This is a genomic window from Nocardiopsis salina YIM 90010 (assembly GCF_000341025.1).
GTDB classification, from domain to species: domain Bacteria; phylum Actinomycetota; class Actinomycetes; order Streptosporangiales; family Streptosporangiaceae; genus Nocardiopsis; species Nocardiopsis salina.
In genome coordinates, this window is sequence record NZ_ANBF01000064.1 from 1 (window position 1) to 20,397 (window position 20,397).

At 71.4% G+C, this 20,397-nt stretch carries 17 protein-coding genes and 1 pseudogene (1 of these 18 only partly in view); 8 read left to right on the plus strand and 10 right to left on the minus strand.

The annotated features are described in order from the left end of the window. Positions 1-397: 397 nt before the first annotated feature. The 6 genes from D474_RS0106440 to D474_RS0106465 form a co-directional block, all read right to left on the minus strand. Positions 398-1,306, minus strand: a complete 909-nt coding sequence (locus tag D474_RS0106440) for a sugar ABC transporter permease (protein ID WP_017612766.1) — start codon at positions 1,304-1,306, stop codon at positions 398-400. After that, entirely contained in the window at positions 1,303-2,922 is a 1,620-nt protein-coding gene (locus D474_RS0106445) for an ABC transporter permease subunit (RefSeq protein WP_017612767.1), read from the minus strand. The genes D474_RS0106440 and D474_RS0106445 overlap by 4 nt, the downstream gene beginning before the upstream one ends. Before the next feature lie 2 nt (positions 2,923-2,924). Beyond that, entirely contained in the window at positions 2,925-4,163 is a 1,239-nt protein-coding gene (locus tag D474_RS0106450) for a sugar ABC transporter substrate-binding protein (protein ID WP_017612768.1), read from the minus strand. Positions 4,164-4,436: 273 nt separating this feature from the next. After that, on the minus strand, positions 4,437-4,982 hold the full coding sequence (locus D474_RS30365; protein WP_017612769.1) for a Rossmann-fold NAD(P)-binding domain-containing protein: 546 nt from the start codon (positions 4,980-4,982) through the stop codon (positions 4,437-4,439). Positions 4,983-5,025: 43 nt separating this feature from the next. Then, on the minus strand, positions 5,026-5,271 hold the full coding sequence (locus tag D474_RS0106460; protein WP_017612770.1) for a hypothetical protein: 246 nt from the start codon (positions 5,269-5,271) through the stop codon (positions 5,026-5,028). A 55-nt stretch (positions 5,272-5,326) separates the two neighbouring features. Next, the gene (locus tag D474_RS0106465; RefSeq protein ID WP_017612771.1) at positions 5,327-6,916 is read right to left on the minus strand and encodes a glycoside hydrolase family 13 protein; all 1,590 of its coding nucleotides are present in this window, start codon (positions 6,914-6,916) and stop codon (positions 5,327-5,329) included. A gap of 93 nt (positions 6,917-7,009) precedes the next feature. Here D474_RS0106465 and D474_RS0106470 point away from each other — a divergent pair, with 93 nt between their 5' ends. Continuing rightward, positions 7,010-8,047, plus strand: coding sequence for a LacI family DNA-binding transcriptional regulator (locus D474_RS0106470; protein ID WP_017612772.1), 1,038 nt, complete (start codon positions 7,010-7,012; stop codon positions 8,045-8,047). A 107-nt stretch (positions 8,048-8,154) separates the two neighbouring features. Beyond that, positions 8,155-8,799, plus strand: a complete 645-nt coding sequence (locus tag D474_RS27850) for an MOSC domain-containing protein (RefSeq protein WP_017612773.1) — start codon at positions 8,155-8,157, stop codon at positions 8,797-8,799. 19 nt (positions 8,800-8,818) lie between these two features. Here the strand turns inward: D474_RS27850 and D474_RS0106480 are convergent, their stop codons facing one another. After that, the gene (locus tag D474_RS0106480; RefSeq protein ID WP_017612774.1) at positions 8,819-10,333 is read right to left on the minus strand and encodes a helix-turn-helix domain-containing protein; all 1,515 of its coding nucleotides are present in this window, start codon (positions 10,331-10,333) and stop codon (positions 8,819-8,821) included. Between the two features lie 203 nt (positions 10,334-10,536). Here D474_RS0106480 and D474_RS27855 point away from each other — a divergent pair, with 203 nt between their 5' ends. The 3 genes from D474_RS27855 to hemW all read left to right on the plus strand — a co-directional run bounded on the left by D474_RS27855 (position 10,537) and on the right by hemW (position 15,604). Beyond that, positions 10,537-11,508: an FAD binding domain-containing protein gene (locus D474_RS27855; RefSeq protein WP_275040771.1), complete on the plus strand. Its 972-nt coding sequence runs from the start codon at positions 10,537-10,539 to the stop codon at positions 11,506-11,508. Then, a complete protein-coding gene (locus tag D474_RS0106490) occupies positions 11,505-14,300 on the plus strand; it encodes a molybdopterin-dependent oxidoreductase (RefSeq protein WP_017612776.1) in 2,796 nt (931 codons plus the stop codon). The genes D474_RS27855 and D474_RS0106490 overlap by 4 nt, the downstream gene beginning before the upstream one ends. Before the next feature lie 71 nt (positions 14,301-14,371). Further along, entirely contained in the window at positions 14,372-15,604 is a 1,233-nt protein-coding gene (gene hemW, locus D474_RS0106495; protein WP_017612777.1) for a radical SAM family heme chaperone HemW, read from the plus strand. 62 nt (positions 15,605-15,666) lie between these two features. On the opposite strand, the gene D474_RS0106500 is transcribed toward hemW, so the two are convergent. Together D474_RS0106500 and D474_RS0106505 are read right to left on the minus strand one after the other, a co-directional pair. Beyond that, entirely contained in the window at positions 15,667-16,383 is a 717-nt protein-coding gene (locus D474_RS0106500; RefSeq protein WP_193373976.1) for a DUF4870 domain-containing protein, read from the minus strand. 71 nt (positions 16,384-16,454) lie between these two features. Then, positions 16,455-16,784, minus strand: a complete 330-nt coding sequence (locus tag D474_RS0106505) for a DUF4870 domain-containing protein (RefSeq protein ID WP_017612779.1) — start codon at positions 16,782-16,784, stop codon at positions 16,455-16,457. Here D474_RS0106505 and D474_RS0106510 point away from each other — a divergent pair. After that, the gene (locus D474_RS0106510) at positions 16,773-17,591 is read left to right on the plus strand and encodes a hypothetical protein (RefSeq protein ID WP_017612780.1); all 819 of its coding nucleotides are present in this window, start codon (positions 16,773-16,775) and stop codon (positions 17,589-17,591) included. The genes D474_RS0106505 and D474_RS0106510 overlap by 12 nt on opposite strands. 14 nt (positions 17,592-17,605) lie before the next feature. Here the strand turns inward: D474_RS0106510 and D474_RS0106515 are convergent, their stop codons facing one another. Beyond that, the gene (locus D474_RS0106515) at positions 17,606-18,448 is read right to left on the minus strand and encodes a DUF3097 domain-containing protein (protein WP_017612781.1); all 843 of its coding nucleotides are present in this window, start codon (positions 18,446-18,448) and stop codon (positions 17,606-17,608) included. A gap of 169 nt (positions 18,449-18,617) precedes the next feature. Here D474_RS0106515 and hrcA point away from each other — a divergent pair, with 169 nt between their 5' ends. Then, the gene (hrcA, locus tag D474_RS0106520; RefSeq protein ID WP_017612782.1) at positions 18,618-19,631 is read left to right on the plus strand and encodes a heat-inducible transcriptional repressor HrcA; all 1,014 of its coding nucleotides are present in this window, start codon (positions 18,618-18,620) and stop codon (positions 19,629-19,631) included. Between the two features lie 4 nt (positions 19,632-19,635). Beyond that, positions 19,636-20,397 (plus strand): annotated as a pseudogene (locus D474_RS27860) (DnaJ C-terminal domain-containing protein) (it continues 334 nt past the right edge of the window).

Sequence of the window (20,397 nt, forward strand, 5' to 3'; positions counted from 1 at the left end):
GGCAGTGGACCCCCGTTCCTTTGGGCTGCCAGAGGGCCTCGGGGGTGAACAGGGGTTCGTCGATGCGGGTCGGGTCAGCCCGGCCAACAGGGCCGGAACGCACACCCCGAGGCGCCACAGACCGACCCACCACCACACCCGCACCCTCCCGCCAAGAAAAAACGTCCGGGGGTGGTGCCGAAGGGTTGCGTGAGGGCCCGGCCGAGCTACGATCCCGGCCCCGACGGACCACCACCCCCGAGGCAACACCAGAACGACCCCGACGACCGGTCCGACACAACACGACTGCTTCTTGGAAAGCCCGGTCCATGCCCCGCCCATGCCGCGACGGCGTGATCGCGCACGACGAAGGCCGGCCGCCAAGTGGACGGCCGGCCGTGCCCGGTGAACCAGCTCCTCAGCCCTTCACCGCGCCCGAGGTGAGGCCCTCGGAGATGTAGCGCTGCAGGAACCAGAAGACAGCCAGTGTGGGCAGGGAGAGCATGATCGCCCCGACGGCGAACATCCCGAAGTTGGCGTTGCGCTGCGAATCCACCAGTTGGTACAGCCCGAGCCCCAGCGTCTGCGAGCCGGTGTCCCGCAGGAACACACTCGCCAGCAGGAACTCGTTGATCGTGTTGATGAAGACCAGCAGCGCCACGATCGCCAGCACCGGGGTCACCAACGGCAGCATGATCCGGAAGAAGACCTGGGCGTGTGTGGCCCCGTCCATCTGAGCCGACTCGTCCAGCTCCTTCGGCACGGTGTCGAAGAACCCCTTCATCAGCCAGGTGTTGATGCTCAGCGCACCGCCCAGGTACACGAGCAGCAGCCCCCACCGGGTGTCGAAACCGATCGCCGGGTAGAGCTCCCCGAGGTTGGAGAACATCAGGTAGATCGCCACGATCGCCAGGAACTGCGGGAACATCTGGATCACCAGGAGCCCCACCAGCCCCACACGCCGCCCCTTGAACCGCATCCGGCTGAAGGCGTACGCGGCCAGGGCGGACAGCAGAACGGTGGCCGAGGCGTTGGCGACGGCGAAGAACAGCGAGTTCGTGTACCAGGCCCGGAACGGCGTGTTCCGGAACAGGTCCCGCGCGTTGTCCAGGCTCGCCCCGGTCGGCCACAGCTGCGAACTGCTGAGTGTGCCGACCGGGTTGAGCGCCGCCGAGATCACGAACAGCACCGGGAACAGTGCGAAGGCCGCCACGACCAGCATCACCGCGTGGCGCCACCCCTGCCGGCGCGACCACAGGGCGAACCGTGACCCGGCGGTGGGGCGGTACACCGGTCGTACGGCGGTGTCGACGGTCTCGGCCGTCATCGGTCCACCTCCTGCAGTGCTCTGCTGCGGCTCAGGCTGACCACCGACATCACCGAGACGATCAGGAAGATCATCACCGACATGGCCGCCGCGTACCCGTACTGGGCTGTGGCCTCGCTGAAGGCCAGGCGGTAGGTGTAGGTGATGAGCAGGTCGGTGGCGCCCCCGGACATCGTCCCCTCCGCCGGGAACGGGCCGCCCCGGGTCAGCAGCCATACCGCGTTGAAGTTGTTGAAGTTGAACGCGAAGGTCGCGATGAGGATCGGCGCCATCGCCACCATGAGCAGAGGCAGGGTCACGTGTCGGAACGCCTGCCACGGCCCGGCCCCGTCCAACCGCGCCGCCTGCGACAGCTCGCGTGGGATCGCCTGCAGCGCACCGGTCGCCACCAGGAACATGTACGGGTACCCCAGCCAGACGTTGGCCAGGACCACCGCACCCCGTGCGGCCCACGCGTCGCCGAGCCAGTCCACGTCTGTGCCGAGCATCCGGTTGAACAGGCCGAAGTCGGTGTTGAACATGTCCCGCCACAACAGGTACATCGCCAGCGAGCTCATGGCGTACGGCAACACCACGAGGATCCGGTAGACGGTCTTGCCGCGCAGACGCGGCGTGTGCAGTGTCAGCGCGACCGCCAGGCCCACCACGAACACCAGGAAGGTGACCGAGGCGGCGAAGGCGATGTTCCACACCAGGGTCCCGAAGAAGGCCGAGGCGAAGGTCGGATTGATCAGGAACCGCAGGAAGTTGTCGAACCCGACGCCGACCTGCCAGCCCTGCGCCAGGCGTTCGCCGTCCTCGTCGTAGAAGGCGCCGCGTTCGTCGTCGGCGGTGTAGACCGCGCCGGTCTCCGTGTCCTCGATGCAGTCGCAGCCGGGGTCGTGGACCCGCTGCGCTGTGCCCTCGAAGGCGCTGTTGAGGCCGCTTGACCGGATCCCGGCACCGTCGCCGGTCGGGACGGCGAACTCCTGGAGCTCGTCGCTGCGGGCGTTGACCTCGTTGGGGGAGAGCACCGTGTACCCGAACGCCTCGGTGACCTTGCCGGAGTCGTCGACGTCGGCGCCGGGCAGTTCCTCCAGGCCCTCGGAGTCACCCGCATAGGCCTGCCCGTCGTCGTCGGTGAGCAGGAAGACCAGCTCGCCGGTGTCCGGGTCGCCCGTGGTCGCGACGGTGAGCGTGTACTCCTCGGAGTCGTCGGCGCTCACCACGGAGTAGGCCTCGATGGAGGCGATCGCCTGTTCCTTGGTGCCGCGGTGGCCGTCGCTCATGTTGGTCAGCGACGTGCTCATCGTGTACAGCACCGGGAAGATCTGGAAGGCCATCAGCAGCAGCACACCCGGCACCAGGTACTTGGCCGGGACCGAACGCCCCGACAGGTACACCCAGTACACGAGCGCCACCACGGCCACGGCCAGGGCGATGCCCCACCAGTTGCCCGCCACGTACAGCGGCAGCACCGCCCAGACACCCAGCGCGGTGAACAGGCCGAGGAGGGCGATCTTGACGAGCGTTCCGGTCAGGGACCCGCGTGCGGCGAAACGTCCCCCGGGCAGTGGCGGGCGTGCGGGTGCCCCGGCGGAGGGGGAACCCGCGGGCCCGCTGTTGTCCTTGCCCACCGCTACTGCCCGATCCGCTCGGCGATCTGCTCGTGGGCGTTCTCCAGGGCCTCACGCGCGTCCTCGCCACCGATGATCTGCGCCTGGGCCACACCGAGGGGTTTCCAGGTCTCGCCCATCTCCGGGAAGTTGGGCATCGCGAGGCCGTCCTCACCGGCCTCGGCGACCGCGGCGATGTTCGGGTCGTCCTCGGAGACGGTGTCCAGGGCCTCGGTCTGTACCGGGGTGCGCGGGTCGGCGTCGTACAGGTCGAGCACGAAGTCGGTGTCGGTGACGTGGTTGACCACGAACTCCTCGGCCAGCGCGCTGTTGGCGCCGCCCTCGGTCACGAAGAAGGCCTGGTAACCGAGGTAGGGGCTGGCGGGATCGCCGTCCTCGAAACCCGGGATCGCGCTGATGTCGAACTCGACGTCGGAGTCTCCGGCGTCGGCCAGGTTCCAGGGCCCGGCGACGAAGAAGGGCGCCTCACCGTCGAAGAAGAGCGCGGCGTCGTTCTCGGTGTCGATGCTGCGGCGCAGCACCCCTTCGCCGTCCTCGCCGTACTCGGCGACGGCCTCCATGGCCTCGACGGTCTCGTCGGAGGCCACGCGCAGGTCCTCGGCGTCCCACCCGCCGTCGGCGTCCTGCCCGAACAGGTCGCCCCCGGCCGAACGCATGAGGGCGTTCATGCGGAAGGGATCGCCCTCCTGGTCGACGGCCATGGACAGCACCTCGTCGACCTCGCCGTCGTCCTTGAGCTCCGTGCCGGCCTCGACGAGCTCCTCGAAGGTCTCGGGGGCGTCGGGCGCCAGCTCTGTGTTGCGCATGAGGAAGATGTTCTCCTGCGCATAGGGCACACCCAGCAGCTGCCCGTCCAGCTCCATGGCCTCGACCGCGGTCCCGTCCAGGCCCTCGGCGCGGTCGGAGGGCAGCTCGATCGGCTGCACGGCCCCGTTGCGCATGAGGTTGCCGGTCCAGTCGTGTGCGCCCAGGAAAAGGTCGGGGGCGTTACCGGCCTGGTGGGCGTTGACGACGTCGCCCTGGATGTCGTCGAAGGAGACGTTCTGAACGTCGACCTCGACACCGTTGGCCTCGGCGAACTCTTCGGCGGCCTCCTGGATGGCGCCGGAACGGTCGGGGTCGGACCAGATGACGAGGGTGCCCTCCTGGCTGCCGCCGCCCTCGTCGCCGTCCCCACCGCCGCACGCGGTGGTCATCAGGCTGAGGGCCGCGAGACCGGCCAGGGCCGGGGCGCTGCGCATTCTCATTCGTGTTCCTTCCGGGGGCCTGCCTGGGGGAGCGCACGTGGTCCGCCGGGGAGGCGGGCCCGTCGGGGGTGTGCGTGGTGATGTGACGCTAGCAATAATTTGCGTGAATTGAAATGCCTTGCAGGCCGCCTCGGTAAAGATGTGGAAACGCGCCGAGAACAGTCCCGTCATGGTGTTCCCGGTGTGAGAACCGAATGACTGCGGGTGAGTGTCACGGGCGGTCGGCCGTCGTGGGCGCAATCATCGCCCGTGGCCCGCGCATCGCCCTCACGGGTGGTCGGACCAGGGTTCCACCCTGCCCACGATCTGCTCCGGCGCGGCGTCGCTCAACGCGCGCAGAGCGCCGTCCGAGACCTCGCGGTCGGTGAGCCAGCGCGTGGCACGTGCGGTGTCGGCGAACCCGAGCACGACGCTGCGGTAGGCGCGCGGCGGCGCATACTGGCCCGGCAGGGGTCGGCTGAGGCGGGGGTCGGCGCCGGCACTGCCCCAGAGTTGGACCACGGTCGCGTCCGCGGAGAGCAGCGGATCGAGGGACGCGTGCACACCCTCGTCGTAGGGCGTGTGGACCCACAGGAGTGCTTCGGCCATCGGCCGCCCGCCCGTGGCCTCCCGCACGGCCTCGCCCAACCGCTCCGGGGCCGACCAGTCGGCGGCGACCGGTACCAGTCGCCCGCGGTCGGGTGCCCCGGCCGCGGCTCGCTCCGGACGGCGCGAGACGAGGACGACCCTGGCGCCGGAGCCCAGCAGGTCGTGGACGGCGGGGCGGAGCATGCCGGTCCCGCCCACGACGAGGAGTTCGCGTTCGGTGCTCACCGTTCACCACCCGACACAGGATCTGTTGTCGTTCCGGCCGCCATCAGCGGGGCGCGCACGCCTCCAGTCCGTCGACGAGTGCGGCGAGCACGGCCTCGAGGCTGTCGAAGCCGTGGTGGCCGGCCTCGAGCTCGTGGGTGACCAGGGTCGAGGACAGCGGATCGAGCAGGGCGTCGGCCATCACACGGTCGTCGAGGTCGGGGCGGGCCGACCGCAGCAGGCTGCTGACGTGCGCGTGGTGCACACCGTAGGCCCCGGCGAAGCCCCGGTGGAAGGGGTCCGCACACACGAAAGGCCCGGCCGGGGCGGAACCTGCGTCCCGCCCCGGCCGGGCCCGCCGTGTCTCACACGCGCAGCCACACCGCCGTGTCGCCCGGCAGCGTCAGGCGCGTGCCGCCCGCCTGCACCGGGCCGCTGGAGATCAGTACCTCGCCGCCCGGCAGCTCCACCGGCTTCCCGGTCAGGTTCACCGCACAGCGCACGCCCGACCCGCGGTCGAAGAAGAGCACACCCTCGGGGGAATCCAGCCACTCCAGCTGCCCATCGCCCAGGGCGTCCAGTTCGCGCCGCAGTCGCAGGGCACGCGTGTACAGCTCCAGCGTCGAACCCTCCACCCCGCGCTGGGCCGCGCGCGAGAGCGGACCGTAGGCCTGCGGCACCGGCAGCCACGGCATGGTCCCCTCCGGTGCGAACCCGAACGGGGGGTGCTCGCCCTCCCACGGCAGCGGGACCCGGCAGCCGTCCCGGCCCCTGTCCGTGCGGCCCGAACGTTCCCACGTGGGGTCCTGCAGGGCGTCCTCCGGCAGGTCGGTCACCTCCGGGAGGCCCAGCTCCTCGCCCTGGTACAGGTAGGCCGATCCAGGCAGCGCCAGCATCAGCAGCGTGGCCGCGCGCGCACGCCGCAGCCCCTGCTCGCCGCCGCCGAACCGGGTCACGTGGCGCGTCACGTCGTGGTTGGACAGCACCCAGGTCGTGGTCGCCCCGACCGCGCCGTTGGCGGCCAACGAGGTGTCCACGACCTTCCGCAGGCGCGCGGCGTCCCACGGGGCAGTCAGGTACTCGAAGTTGAACGCCTGGTGCAGCTCGTCGGGGCGCACGTAACGCGCGATCCGATCGGCGTCCTCCACCCAGGCCTCGGCGACCAGGGCCCGGTCGCCCTCGTAGGAATCGGTGATCGAGCGCCAGCGGCGGTAGATCTCGTGCACGCCGTCCTGGTCGAAGTAGGGGAGGCGGTGGTGCCCGTCGAGCAGGCCGGCGTCGGTGCCCTCGGCCACGTCGGGCAGTTCCGGGTCCTTGACCATGCCGTGCGCGACGTCGATGCGGAAACCGTCCACACCACGGTCCAGCCAGAACCGCAGGACGTCGTCGAACTCCTCGTGCACCTCCCCATCGGTCCAGTCGAGATCGGGCTGCTCGGTGTCGAACAGGTGCAGGTACCACTGTTCCGGGGTGCCGTCGGGGCGCTTGAGGCGGGTCCAGGCCGGGCCGCCGAAGATCGAGGTCCAGTTGTTGGGCGGTTCGTCGCCGCCCGGGCCTCGGCCATCACGGAACATGTACCGCGCCCGTTCGGGGCTGCCCGGCTCGGCCGCCACCGCCTCGCGGAACCACCGGTGCGCCGACGAGGTGTGGTTGGGGACCACGTCGATGATCACCCTGATGCCGAGTCCGTGCGCGGTGGCCAGCAGGGCGTCGAAGTCGTCCAGGGTGCCGAAGCGCGGGTCGACGTCGCGGTAGTCGGCGACGTCGTAGCCGCCGTCGGCCAGAGGCGAGACGTAGAAGGGGGTCAGCCAGACCGCGTCCACGCCCAGTTCCGCCAGGTCCGGGAGCTTCCGGCGGATGCCCGCCAGGTCGCCCTCGCCGTCGCCGTCGGAGTCGGCGAAGCTGCGCACGTAGATCTGGTAGATGGCCGCCTCGCGCCACCAGTGCGACTCCATGGAGGTCCTTCCCAATGGGCCTGTGCAAGTTCTTGCGCAAGATTACCGTCAACTTTCTGTCGAGTGGCGGTCATCTCGACTAAAATCGGCCGCATGGGTCCACGACTGGCCGACATCGCGCGGCACGCAGGCGTCAGCGAGGCCACCGTCTCGCGGGTGCTCAACGACAAACCCGGAGTCGGCGGCGACACACGCAAGGCCGTGCTCACCGCGCTGGACGTGCTCGGATACGAACGCCCCGCGCGGCTGCGCCAGCGCTCGGCAGGTCTGGTCGGCATGGTCGTGCCCGAGCTCGGCAACCCCGTGTTCCCGATGTTCGCCCAGGCCGCGGAGGGCGCCCTCGCCCAGCGCGGCTTCACGCCCGTGCTGTGCACCCAGACGCCCGGCGGCATCACCGAGGACGAGTACGTCGAACTCCTGCTGGAACGCAACGTCTCCGGGATCATCTTCGTCTCCGGCCGCCACGCCGACTCCAGTGCGCCCCGCGAGCGCTACGCGTCGCTGGTCTCGCGGGGCCTGCCGATCGTTCTGGTCAACGGTTACTCCGAGCACATCCCGGCCGCGTTCGTCTCCTGCGACGACCGAGAGTCCGGACGCCAGGCGGTCGACCACCTCGTCGCCACCGGCCACACCCGCATCGGTTTCACCAGCGGGCCCGAGCGCTACGTCCCGGTGCACCGCAAGCTCGAGGGGTACCACCAGGCGCTGGCCTCGCACGGGCTGGACGGCGAAGGCCTGGTCGAGCTGTCGCTGTTCGGCGTCGAGGGCGGGGAGGCCGCCGCGACCACGCTCATCGAACGCGGGGTCACCGCCATGGTCTGCGGCTCCGACATGATGGCGCTCGGCGCGATCCGGGCCGCGCGCCGGCTCGGCCTGCGTGTGCCTCAGGACTTCTCCGTGGTCGGCTACGACGACTCGCAGCTCATCGCGTTCACCGACCCGCCGCTGACCACCGTGCGCCAACCCGTCACGGCGATGGCGCTGGCCGCGGTGCGCACCCTGTGCGACGAGATCGCCGGGCACGCGGTCTCCCGCGCCGAGTACATGTTCGCGCCCGAACTCGTCGTGCGCGGGTCCACCACCGCCGCGCCCTCCCGCGCCGCGGCGGTGGCCGAACCCCGGCCCGCCTGACCCGGATTCCGGGTGCAGGCCGGGGCCGGTGTGCGACGTCCCCGTGACGCCTGCTGTGAACGGGATCTCCCTGGCCGGAGCCCTGCGTCTCCTTCTAGGCTTCCCACATGGAATCCACCTCCAGCATCCTCTCCGTCCAGACCGGCCGTGCGTTCGACGCCGACTGGGCCGGACGCCTGAAACGCACCGCCATCGACAAGACCCCCGTGGAGGGCGGCGCGTATGTCGGCCCGCTCGGGCTCGATGGTGACGAGCAGGCCGACGTCGAGCACCACGGCGGCCCCGACAAGGCCGTCTACGCCTACGCGCGCGAGGACGTCGACCTGTGGCAGGCCCGTCTCGGGCGCACCCTGGCCAACGGCGTCTTCGGCGAGAACCTCACCACGGCCGGCCTCGACCTGCTCGACACCGTCGTCGGGGAACGCTGGCGGGTCGGGCCCGTACTGCTCGAGGTGACCCTGCCCCGGACCCCGTGCGGGGTGTTCCAGGCCTGGCTGGCCGAGCGCCAGTGGGTGCGCCGCTTCACCGAGGAGGGCCGCACCGGGGTCTACCTGCGTGTGCTCGAACCCGGCCACGTCACACCGGGCGATCCGGTCACCGTCGAACACCGGCCCGCCCACGGCCTCACGGTCCTGTCCGGTTTCCGGGCCTCCCGCGCCGGCGACGCGGAGACCCTGCACGGCCTGGCCGCCGTGCCCGGTGCGTCCGAGGTCTGGGCCGCCCAGGCCGAGCGTGCCCTCGCCCGCACCTGACCTGCGCTCCAAGCGGGCTCTAGCCGCACATGAGCGCGGCGCGCAGGTCCAGGCGGTGGTCGAGGACGCTCATATCAGTGCCGGTCAGCTCCTCGATCCGCCGCACGCGGTAGTGCACTGTGTTCACGTGCAGGTGCAGTGCGCGCGCGGTGCCCACCCACGAGCCGTTCTGGTCGAGGAAGACCCGCAGGGTCCGGGCGAACTCGCTACCGGTGCGCCGGTCGTGCTCCAACAGCCCGCCCAGGGTGCGCTGGTGGTAGTCGCGCCGGACCTCGGCGGGCAGTCCGGCGAGCAGCCCGCCCACGCCGCGCATGTCGGCGGCGGCCATCACGGTCGAGCCCTCCGGCCCGCCGCCCGAGACCGAACCGAGCGCGAAGCGGCTCTGTGCCAGAGCGGTCGGCAGGAGATCGGCGGTGGCGACCGGGGTGCTCACCCCCGCGTACAGCGCAGTGCCCCGGCCCAGCGCGCTGTGCAGGGGGTTCCAGGAATCGTGCAGCGCCCGGAGGAGCTCCTCCGGCGGTGCCGAGACGACACCGACGGCGGTCCCCTCCGGTGACAACCCGACGACGGGGCGCTCCTCCGCGGGACGCAGTGCCTCCTCCAGTGCCGACCGGGCCCACTCGGCCTCGGCCCCGGGCCCCGTCAGCACCGCGGTGACGACCGACAGGTGGGCGCCGTCGGGGATGCCGCAGGCCGAGAGCGCTGTGAGCACCGGGTTCCGATCGCCCCGGGTGCGGTGCAGGGCCGAGACCAGGTGGTCGGCCGAGCGCCGGTGGTCGTGGCGCGAGGCCACCGACCGTGCCCGCTCCAACCCGACCACCTCGGCCGCATCCTTCAGAGGGCGGGCGGGCACGAGGCGGTCGGCCCAGACCCGCAACCACCAGGTCTCCAGCGGCGACGGTCCGGGAACGGGCGCCACCGCCGGCCGGTCCCGGGAACCCTCGGTGCCCCGTTGCCCGGGGGAGCCGGTCGGGGAACCGGACGCGACCACCCGCCCGGTGGTGGTGACGATCTCGCAGCGCTGCGCGGACAGGGCGGCGGCGACGTGTTCCAGCAGAGCACCGGCACCCACCCCGTCCGAGACCAGGGCGGTCAGATCGCGCCGCATGAGCTCCTCCGGGAGGCCTGATCCCTCGACCCGCCCGTACTCCTCCGCGGACAACCGACGGTGCACGTACTCCGACACCTGGTGGAAACCGGTCGAACTCGGTACCGAGAGCAGGGGCACCCCCTGTGCCCGGCAGGCTGCCACGAGGGCGTCCGGGGCGGGTCCGTGCGCGGCCTCGCCGGCGAGCAGGGCCGCGACCCCGGCCCTCACCAGCCTGCGCACGAACTCGTCCAGCGCGTGGGAGGGGTCGTCGGCCCGCCACCACACGAGCCCGGTCAGCAGAATTCTGCCGCTCTCGAGATAACGGGAAGGGTCGGGAAGATCAGTGGTGATCGCGCCGGTGGCTCTCCGGTCCAGAATTCCTCCGGGTGCCCATCTGACGCAGATTCCCAGTTCTTTCTCGGTGAGCAGGTCCCGGACGAGCACGTTTCCTCCTCGGTGGGGGCATCCCCTTCTCACTCCTGATCGGGTGTGGCACGTGCGAGCCTAACCGGCCCCTCCGGGCGGCAGGGGTGCGGGATCGCCACTGCTCGGGTTCGCTGGGCGATCACACGAAGAGGTGTTGAAGTGCGCCGGGGATCCCGTGTGACGGACCAATCGACAGTGGTGCGGATCCCTTGTTCAACTCGGTGCACCGGCCGATACGCGGTGGCCGTGCAACACCCCGGGCGGATGGTTCCCCGTTCACGGAAAGGGATTCCGTTCCTTTCCGGGCCCGGGGTGTTGCGGCCGCGGAACAGAAATGTCGAAGGCGCCTTTTCCGTCCGTCCGGGATTCCGAGCCCTACGACCCCCACGAGAGGAGCGCCGGCCCATGGACCTGAACTCCGTCGACGAGGTCCAGCCCGCCACGGCGGCCGACTGGCGACCCGGCGACGCCTGGCTCGCCGGCGNTCCCGCCTGCTCGACCTCAAGGACCTGGACTGGCCCCCGCTGGTGCGCCGATCCGACCACCTGGAGATCGCGGGCACGTGCACCGTCGCCCAGCTCCGCGCCCTCGAACCCGACCCCGACTGGGCCTCGTTCGCACTGGTCGAGCAGTGTTCCCGCGCCTTCCTGGCCTCCTTCAAGATCTGGAACGAGGCGACCGTCGGCGGAAACCTGTGCAACGGCCTGCCCGCCGGCCCCATGATCTCGCTGACCGCCGCGCTGGACGGGGAGTGCCTGCTCCAGGCCGCCCCCGGACGCGGGCCCGGCCGAACCGTGCCCGTCGCCGAGTTCGTCACAGGCAACGGCCTCAAGCAGCTCGAACCGGGCGAGGTGCTGCGCGCCGTCCGCATCCCTCACCGGGCCCTGCGACGGCACTCGGCGTTCCGCCAGGTCTCCCTCACCCCCCACGGCCGATCGGCCGCCCTCCTGGTGGGCACGGTCGACCCCGCCGACGGTGCGTTCACGCTCACCGTCACCGCGTCCACACCGAGCCCGGTCCAACTGCGCCGGCCGTCCGTGCCCTCCGCGGACGCACTGCAGACCGCCCTGGCCGACCGGCTCGCCCCGGAGGACTACTTCGACGACATGCACGGCCACCCGCGCTGGCGCCGGCACGTCACCCACCTGCTCGCGGAACAGATCCGCGCCGAGCTCTCCGGAGGTACCACGTGAGCTTCCACGTCAACGGCAAGGAGTACCCGCACCGCCCCCACCCCGGCCAGTGCCTGCGCACCTACCTGCGCGAAGTCGGACGGCTGGACGTCAAGAAGGGCTGCGACGCCGGCGACTGCGGCGCCTGCACGGTCCACGTGGACGGCCGCCCCGTGCACAGCTGCCTGTACCCCGCACACCGGGCCGAGGGGCACGAGGTGACCACCCTGGCCGGGCTCGGCAGCGACCGCGAACTGCACCCCGTCCAACAGGCCTTCGTGGACGCCCAGGGTTTCCAGTGCGGGTTCTGCACGGCCGGAATGATCATGACCACCGCCGCCCTCGACGACGAGCAGCGCTCCGACCTGCCCCGTTCCCTCAAGGGCAACCTCTGCCGCTGCACCGGTTACCGGACCATCGAGGACGCGGTGAACCGCGTCCGCAACATCGAGGAACCGTGCGCCGGCGCCGAAGCCGGACGGAGCCTGTCCGCGCCCGCCGCCGAAACCATCGTGAGCGGACAGGTGCGCTACACGCTGGACGTGGAGGTCGACGACCGCGTGTACGTCAAACTGCTGCGCTCCCCGCACTCCCACGCCCGCATCACCCGGATCGACACCGCAGAGGCGACGGCCCTGCCCGGGGTGCACGCGGTCCTCACCCACGCCGACGCACCCGAACGCCTCTACTCCACGGCCCGCCACGAACACAGCAGCGACGACCCCGACGACCTGCGCCTCCTCGACGACGTCGTCCGCCACAAGGGCCAGCGTGTGGCCGCGGTCGTCGCCGACAGCGAACGGATCGCCGACCGCGCGCTCGATCTCGTCCGCGTCGAGTACGAGCCCCTGCCCGCCGTTTACACACCCGAGGAGGCCATGGCCCCCGGGGCGCCGGTCATCCACGACAAGGGCCCCGAGTCCCGGATCGCCGACCCCGCGCGCAACGTCGTCGCGCACGTGCACGGCGGGACCGGGGACGTCGGGGCCGGGTTCGCCGAGGCCGACGTGGTCCACGAGGAGGAGTTCCACACCCAGCGCGTCCAGCACGCCCACCTGGAGACCCACTGCGCGATCGCCTGGTGGGACGGCGCCCGCAACCAGCTCACGGTCCGCTCCAGCACCCAGGTCCCCTTCCTCACCAGGGACGCGCTGGCCACCCTCTACGACCTGCCTCGCGAGAACGTCCGGGTGTACGCGGAGCGCGTGGGCGGAGGCTTCGGCGGCAAGCAGGAGACCATGGTCGAGGACATCGCCGCCCTCGCCGCCATGCGCACCGGCCGCCCTGCCCAGATCGAGCTCACCCGCAGCGAACAGTTCACCGGTACTTCCACCCGCCACCCCATGGCCGTCCGGGTGAAGCTCGGCGCCCGCGCGGACGGCACCCTCACCGCCCTCGAGATGCGGATGCTCTCCGACACCGGCGCGTACGGCAACCACGGTCCCGGCGTCATGTTCCACGGCTGCGGCGAGTCCGTGTCCCTTTACCGCTGCCCCAACAAGCGCATCGATGCCCGTGCCGTCTACACCAACACCGTCCCCGCCGGCGCCTTCCGCGGGTACGGGCTCAGCCAGACGGTGTTCGCCGTGGAACAGGCCATGGACGAACTCGCCCGCGAACTCGGCATGGACCCCCTCGAACTGCGCGAGCGCAACGTCATCCGGCCCGGCGACCCCATGTCCGCACTGCACGAGGACGAGGAGGACGTCGAGTACGGCAGCTACGGGCTCGACCAGATGCTGCGCACCCTCCGCGCCGCCCAGGACGACCCCGGTGCGGACGGTGTGGAGCCGCCCCCCGGGTGGCTGGTCGGGCAGGGGATGTCGGTGTGCATGATCGACACCGTGCCGCCCCGCGGGCACTTCGCCGACGCCGAGGTGACCCTGCTCCCCGACGGCCGGTACGCGCTGGCGGTGGGGACCGCGGAGTTCGGCAACGGCACCACGACGGTGCACCGGCAGATCGCCGCGACGGTCCTGGGCACGACCGCCGACCGGGTCGTCGTCAGCCAGTCCGACACCGACGTGGTCGGCCACGACACCGGGGCGTTCGGCTCGACCGGCACGGTGGTCGCCGGCAAGGCCACCCATCGTGCCGCCACCGCCCTGCGCGAACTGTTGTCGGAGGAGGCCGCGGCGTTCCTGGGCTCCGGCACGGAAGGGTGTTCACTGGACCGCGACGCCGCCCGCGCACCCGGTCGGTCGGTACCCCTCACCCGGCTCCACGACCGGGCCACCGCCTCCGGCCGGCCGCTGACCGCGTACGGGCACTGGGGCGGCACACCCAGGTCGGTCGCCTTCAACGGCCAGTGGTTCCGGGTGGCGGTCGACCCGGACACGGGCGAGATCCGCATCCTGCGCGCCGTGCACGCGGCCGACGCCGGGCGGGTCATGAACCCCAACCAGTGCCGGGGACAGGTGGAGGGCGGGTTCGCCCAGGCCCTGGGCGCCGCCATGTACGAGAACGTCCGCCTGGACGCCCTCGGGGAGGTGGAGTCCACGGCCTTCCGCAAGTACCACATCCCCGCCTACGCGGACGTTCCCCGGCTCGAGGTGCACTTCGCCGAGACCGATGACGCCCTCGGACCCCTCGGCGCCAAGCCCATGAGCGAGAGCCCCTTCAACCCCGTCGCCCCGGCCCTGGCCAACGCCGTCAGGGACGCGACCGGGCACCGCTTCACACGGTTGCCGCTGGCACGCGACACCGTGTGGCTCGCCCTCGACGGGGACCCGGGCGCCGCCGGGACGGAAGGGCATGGGGGCGGGGCTGAGCGTGCCGTGCCCACGCAGGGGGTGCCGGCAGCAGGGAGGTGAGGACGCGGTGGTGCGGGGGGCCGTACCGGACGTGGGCCGGGGCACGCCGCCGGGTCGGTGACACTGGAGGCATGCCTTCCGTAGCCCTCGACGGCGAAGCCGTACCGTCCACCGGCGCCCTGCCCGAGGAGGCGCTGGCCGAGCTCGGCCGGCGCCCCCTCGGGTTCTACGTCCACGTACCGTTCTGCGTCACACGCTGCGGCTACTGCGACTTCAACACCTACACCGCCGAGGAACTCGTCTCCCGCGACGGCACCGCCACGTCCTCGCGCGAGACCTACGCCGGCCAGGCCATGGCCGAGATCGACCTCGCCGACCGGGTCCTGGACGGCGAACGCCCCGCGGTCAGCACCGTCTTCGTGGGCGGCGGCACCCCCACACTCCTCCCGCCGGAGGACCTCGGCCGCATCGTCGCCGGCATCCGGGAGCGCTTCGGCCTGCTCCCCGACGCAGAGCTCACCACCGAGGCCAACCCCGAGACGGTCGGCCCCGAATACCTCGCCCGCCTGCGCGAGGCGGGGTTCACCCGGGTCTCCTTCGGCATGCAGAGCGCCCGCGAACACGTCCTGAAGGTCCTGGAACGCGGCCACACCCCCGGCCGCCCGGAGCAGTGCGTGCGCTGGGCCCGCGAGGCCGGGTTCGACCACGTCAACCTCGACCTCATATACGGCACCCCCGGCGAGTCCGACGACGACTGGGCCGCTTCCCTGGACGCGGCGATCGCCGCCGGCCCCGACCACGTCTCCGCCTACTCCCTCATCGTCGAGGAAGGCACCCGCCTGGCCGTGCGCGTCCGCCGCGGCGAGCTCTCCGCACCGGACGACGACACCATGGCCGAGCGCTACCTCATGGCTGACGACGCCCTCACCGCCGCCGGCTACAGCGCCTACGAGGTCTCCAACTGGGCGCGCGGCCCCCACGGGCGCAGCGAGCACAACCACCTGTACTGGACAGGCGGACACTGGTGGGGCGTGGGCCCGGGAGCCCACAGCCACGTCGGCGGCACCCGCTGGTGGAACGTCAAACACCCGGCCGCCTACGCCCAGCGCCTCGCCGCGGGGGAGAGCCCCGGCCACGCCCGCGAGGTCCTCTCCGCAGAAGAGCGCCGCTTCGAACGCATCCTCCTGGAACTGCGCGTGGCGGAGGGCTGTCCGCTCGATCTCCTCGACCCGCAGGGGCGCGCCGCCGCCGAGCACGCCGTGGCCAAGGGCCTGCTCGAGGCCGACGCCCACGGCAGGGGCCGGGCCGTCCTCACCCGCAAGGGCCGCCTGCTCGCCGACGCCGTGGTGCGCGAGCTCACCTGACCACCCCGGAAACGAAGGAGGGGGCCGCCGCAGCGACCCCCTCCTGTTCTGTGCGCCGGTGTTCAGCTCACCCAGCTGACGTTGAACGGGAAGCGGTGCCACTCACCGCGTCCCGCCGCGCCGGCGGCCTTGATCTGGAGCACGATCGAGGTGATCAGCAGCGCGATCCACGTGAACACACCGATCACGATGATGAACAGCAGACCGCTGATGAAGTAACCGATCATCATCAGCAGCTGGAAGTTGAGTGCCTGCGCGGCGTGGTACCGCACGTAGGGCGACTCGTCCTTCTTCATCAGGTACATGATGAGCGCGACCATCACCCCGAAGATCCCGCCGATGTGCACGACCTTGGCGGAGTCGCACTCGGCGGGGGTCGGGTGTCCGTGGCCGTACATGCCCTGCTGCTGGGCGTACGGGTCACCCCAGCCCTGGCCCTGCTGGGCGTACGGGTCACCCCAGGCCTGGCCCTGCTGTGCGTAGGGGTTGCCCCAGCCCTGGCCCTGCTGTGCGTACGGGTCGTGGTAGGGGACCGGTGGCCCGCCCTGGGGCGGGCCGGCCGGGGGCATGCCCTGGGCACCGGGGTGGCCGCCGGGCGCGGGCGGGGGAGGCCCGTAGCCGCTGGGGTGCGGGGGCTGTCCCCCCGTGTGCTGGGGCGGGTGGCCCCCCGGGGCCTGGGCGGGCGGAGGGTATCCGCCCGACGGGTCCCCCTGGGGCGGCATGCCGCCGTGCTGCCATCCCTGGCCGTCCGGGCCTCCGGGAGGGTTCGGATAGGACATGTGTGTTCCTCAGTCGTCCTGTTGGTGGTACAAGCTGCCCCCTGGCGGGATCAGGGCACCGGAGGCGGGGGTCACTTGAGCAGGCGGATACTCACCGGGTAGCGGTACCACTGCCCCTTGTTCGCGTTGGTGGCGGCGAGAACGCCGAAGATGATCGCGACGATCCAGATCAGCGCGAACACCGCCGAGCCGATCCAGGACAGCGTGGGGAAGAAGATCCCCAGGCCGATGAAGGTCGCCGCCGCGATGACGTAGGGGATGAGCAGCGTGAACTGGAAGTTGGCCGCCTCGGAGGCGTGGTGGCGCACGAACGCCGACTGCTTGCGCTTGGCGAGGTAGATCGCCAGCGGAGGCAGCCACCCCACACACGCCAGGATGAAGCCGGACAGGTGCGCCAGCATTCCGACGAGCACCTCGTTGCCGCCGCCGGGAGCCTGCTGGGCCGGGGCGCCGGGCTGCCCGAACGCTTGCCGCTCCGGAGCGCCGTACGGGCCCGGGGCACCGGGACCGCCGGGCTGACCGGGGCCACCCGGCTGGGGGCCGTATCCGGGCTGTGGTTGACCGTAGCCGGGCTGGGGCTGACCGGGCTGCGGAGGGCCGTAGCCGGGCTGTCCGCCGGAGGGCTGTCCGTAGGCGGGCTGCCCGCCGGACGGGGGCTGCTGTCCGGGCTGGCCCGGCTGGCCGTACGGGGGCTGCTGCGGGGGCTGGCCGAAGGCCCCCTGGTCGGCGGGAACACCGGGGTGACCGGGCTGCGCAGGGCCGTACCCGGGCTGCGGCGGAGCGTACCCGGGCTGACCCGGCTGCTGCGGGGCCCCGTAGCCGGGCTGTCCGTAGGCGGGCTGCCCGCCGGACGGGGGCTGCTGTCCGGGCTGGCCCGGCTGGCCGTACGGGGGCTGCTGCGGGGGTTGGCCGTAGGCGCCCTGGTCACCGCCGGGCACACCCTGCCCCGGCTGCTGCCGGCCGTACTCGGGCGCGTACGGCGACTGCGCCCCCGAGGGCTGCTCGCCGGACGGCTGCGGCGCGTACGGCTGCTGCGAGCCGGACTGCTGTCCCTCCTGGGGGTCGTCCGGAGACGGGGGGTTCGTCGGGGTATCGCTCATGCTTTTCCTTGGCTCCGCTGGTTGGGGGCGCTGATGGGTCCTACCGGGCAGTACCGACGACCGTGGGGCCCGGGGTCGGAGGGCACGGACCGCGCGCACGTGCTGTGACGCTGCCTGAAATCCTACGGTTCCTCCGGGTGGGATACCGTCACGAAGTCGATGAGTTCTTCGACCCGCCCCAGCAGGGCGGGCTCCAGATCAGCATAGGTACGCACCGAACCGAGGATCCGCCCCCAGGCCTCACCGGTGCTGCACCGCCACCCCAGGGCGTCCACGACACCCTCCTTCCAGGGGCGGCCCCGCGGCACCTCCGGCCAGGCGTCGATGCCCACCGCACGCGGGCGCACGGCCTGCCACACGTCCACGTAGGGGTGCCCGGTGACCAGCACGTCCTCGCCGCGCACATGCTCGGCGATCCGGCTCTCCTTGGAACCGGGGACCAGGTGGTCGACGAGCACACCCAGACGGCGTCCGGGGCCGGGGGAGAATTCCGCGACGATCCCGGGGAGGTCGTCCACCCCCTCCAGGAACTCCACGGCAACGCCTTCAACACGCAGATCGTGGCCCCAGACCTTCTCCACCAGCTCGGCGTCGTGCACGCCCTCGACGTAGATGCGGCTCTCCCGCGCCACTCGTGCCTCGGCGCCGGTGACCGCCACCGACCCCGAGGCGCTGCGCAGGGGGCCGCGCGGGGGCGACGGCGCGGGGCGCACCAGGGTCACCGGGCGTCCCTCCAGCAGGAAGGCCGCTGGCCCCAGGTCGAAGACCCGCAGCCCGCCGGCGCGGTCCTCGAGAGTGACCGTGGCCTTGTCCCAGGACACGACTGCCCCGCAGAAGGTCTCGTCGGCGTCCTCCACCACGAGCCCGCGTTCCACCTCGACCTCGCGGACCGCACCCTTGCGCGGTCGGCGCCAGTCTCCTGCCAGCACGTCACGGCCGTAGCGGCCGGTTCCCTCGCTTGCCACGGTGGTGCAGTCTACTGTTGCCCGCCCCTCCTGCTCGCGCATCGGGTGCGCGCTGCCGGCCGGGCCCGGAACGGCAGGACGGGCGGACCTCACCCCCGCGTCACCGCCCGCGTTTGCGAACGGGCATAGAATTAGCACTGTGGACCATGGAGTGCCAGGAGGTGGCGAGTTGCTGAACGAGCGCAAGCTCGCAGTCCTGCGTGCTGTAGTCGAGGACTTCGTCAACACCAACGAGCCGGTCGGATCCAGGGCTCTGGCCGACCGTCACCCGCTCGGTGTCTCCCCAGCGACCATCCGCAACGACATGGTGGCGTTGGAGGAGGACGGCTACATCGCCCAGCCGCACACCAGTGCCGGCCGGGTGCCCACGGACAAGGGCTACCGCTTGTTCGTCGACCGGCTCTCCTCGGTCAAGCCGCTCTCCGTGGCAGAGCGCCGCGCGATCGAGTCCTTCCTCGGCAACACCGTGGACCTGGACGAGATCGTCGCCCGCACCGTGCGCCTGCTCGCACAGCTCACCCGCCAGGTCGCGATCGTGCAGTACCCTTCGCTGACGCGTTCGTCGGTCCAGCACGTGGAACTGGTCCCGCTCGGGAACCAGCGGATCATGATGGTCGTCATCACCGACACGGGCCGGGTCGAACAGCGTGTCATCGACGGCCTCGAGGCCGTCAGCGAGCGTGCGGTCAACGACCTGCGCGCCATGCTCAACAGAGCCATCGCGGGGTGCTACCTCGGCGACGTCCCCGACGCGGTCGACGACCTGCCCGCACAGGTGCCTCCCGAACACCGCGGCATCGCGGTGTCGGTTCTCTCGGTCCTGCTGGAGAGCCTGGTCGAAAGCCATGAGGAGAAGATCGTGCTGGCGGGCACCGCCAACCTCGCCGCGGTCGACTTCGCCGCCAGCTTCAAGGACGTCCTGGAGGCCTTGGAAGAGAACATGGTCCTCATCCGTTTGTTGGGTGAGGCGAAGGATCCCTCGATGCTCACGGTGAGCATCGGCGAGGAGAATTTCCACGAGGGTCTTCGATCCACCTCCGTCGTGTCGGCCGACTACGGTGTGGGAAACCAGTCGCTGGCCAAGATCGGTGTGGTGGGACCCACCCGTATGGACTACCCCGGGACGATGGGGGCGGTCCGCGCGGTGGCTCGGTATGTCGGACAGATTTTGGCAGGACAGTAACCCAGTGGCCAGAGACTATTACCAGATTCTCGGGGTGCGTCGAGACGCGTCCAAGGACGAGATCAAGAAGGCGTACCGGCGGCTCGCACGCGAGCTGCACCCGGACATCAACCCGGATCCCGCGACCCAGGAGCGCTTCAAGGAAGTGACCCAGGCCTACGAGGTCCTCTCCGACGAGAGCAAGCGTCGGATGTTCGACATGGGTCAGGACCCCTTCGCGGCCGCCGGTGGCGGCGGCGGTGGTGCCGGGGGCTTCGGGGGCGCCGGCGGGTTCGCGTTCGACGACATCATGAACGCGTTCTTCGGTGGCGGCCAGCCCGGCGGCGGTCGCGGTCCGCGCGAGCGTGTGCGGCGCGGGCGCAGCATCAAGATCCGCGTCGAACTCGACCTCGTCGAGACCGCCTTCGGCGTGACGAAGGAGATCACCTTCCCCACGGCGATCCTGTGCGACACCTGCCAGGGGGAGGGGACCGCGGCCGGCTCTCACCGCACCACGTGCGAGATGTGCCACGGCCAGGGCGAGGTCTCGCAGGTCACCCGGTCCTTCCTGGGCCAGGTCATGACCTCCCGCCCCTGCCCGCAGTGCTCCGGCCAGGGCTCGGTCATCACCGACCCCTGCGTCGACTGCACGGGCGAGGGCCGGGTGCGCGAGAAGGTCACCCGCAAGGTCAAGATCCCCGCCGGTGTCGACGACGGCGTGCGCATCCAGCTCGCCGGCGAGGGCGAGGTCGGCCCCAACGGCGGCCCTCGCGGCGACGTGATCGTG

What these genes read in the sequence shown, in the direction of transcription:
- D474_RS0106440 (WP_017612766.1), bottom strand. Translation starts at nt 1,306, where the DNA reads ATGACGGCCGAGACCGTCGACACCGCCGTACGACCGGTGTACCGCCCC.
- D474_RS0106450 (WP_017612768.1), bottom strand. Translation starts at nt 4,163, where the DNA reads ATGCGCAGCGCCCCGGCCCTGGCCGGTCTCGCGGCCCTCAGCCTGATG.
- D474_RS0106465 (WP_017612771.1), bottom strand. Translation starts at nt 6,916, where the DNA reads ATGGAGTCGCACTGGTGGCGCGAGGCGGCCATCTACCAGATCTACGTG.
- D474_RS0106470 (WP_017612772.1), top strand. Translation starts at nt 7,010, where the DNA reads ATGGGTCCACGACTGGCCGACATCGCGCGGCACGCAGGCGTCAGCGAG.
- D474_RS27850 (WP_017612773.1), top strand. Translation starts at nt 8,155, where the DNA reads ATGGAATCCACCTCCAGCATCCTCTCCGTCCAGACCGGCCGTGCGTTC.
- hemW (WP_017612777.1), top strand. Translation starts at nt 14,372, where the DNA reads ATGCCTTCCGTAGCCCTCGACGGCGAAGCCGTACCGTCCACCGGCGCC.
- D474_RS0106500 (WP_193373976.1), bottom strand. Translation starts at nt 16,383, where the DNA reads ATGTCCTATCCGAACCCTCCCGGAGGCCCGGACGGCCAGGGATGGCAG.
- D474_RS0106505 (WP_017612779.1), bottom strand. Translation starts at nt 16,784, where the DNA reads ATGCTGGCGCACCTGTCCGGCTTCATCCTGGCGTGTGTGGGGTGGCTG.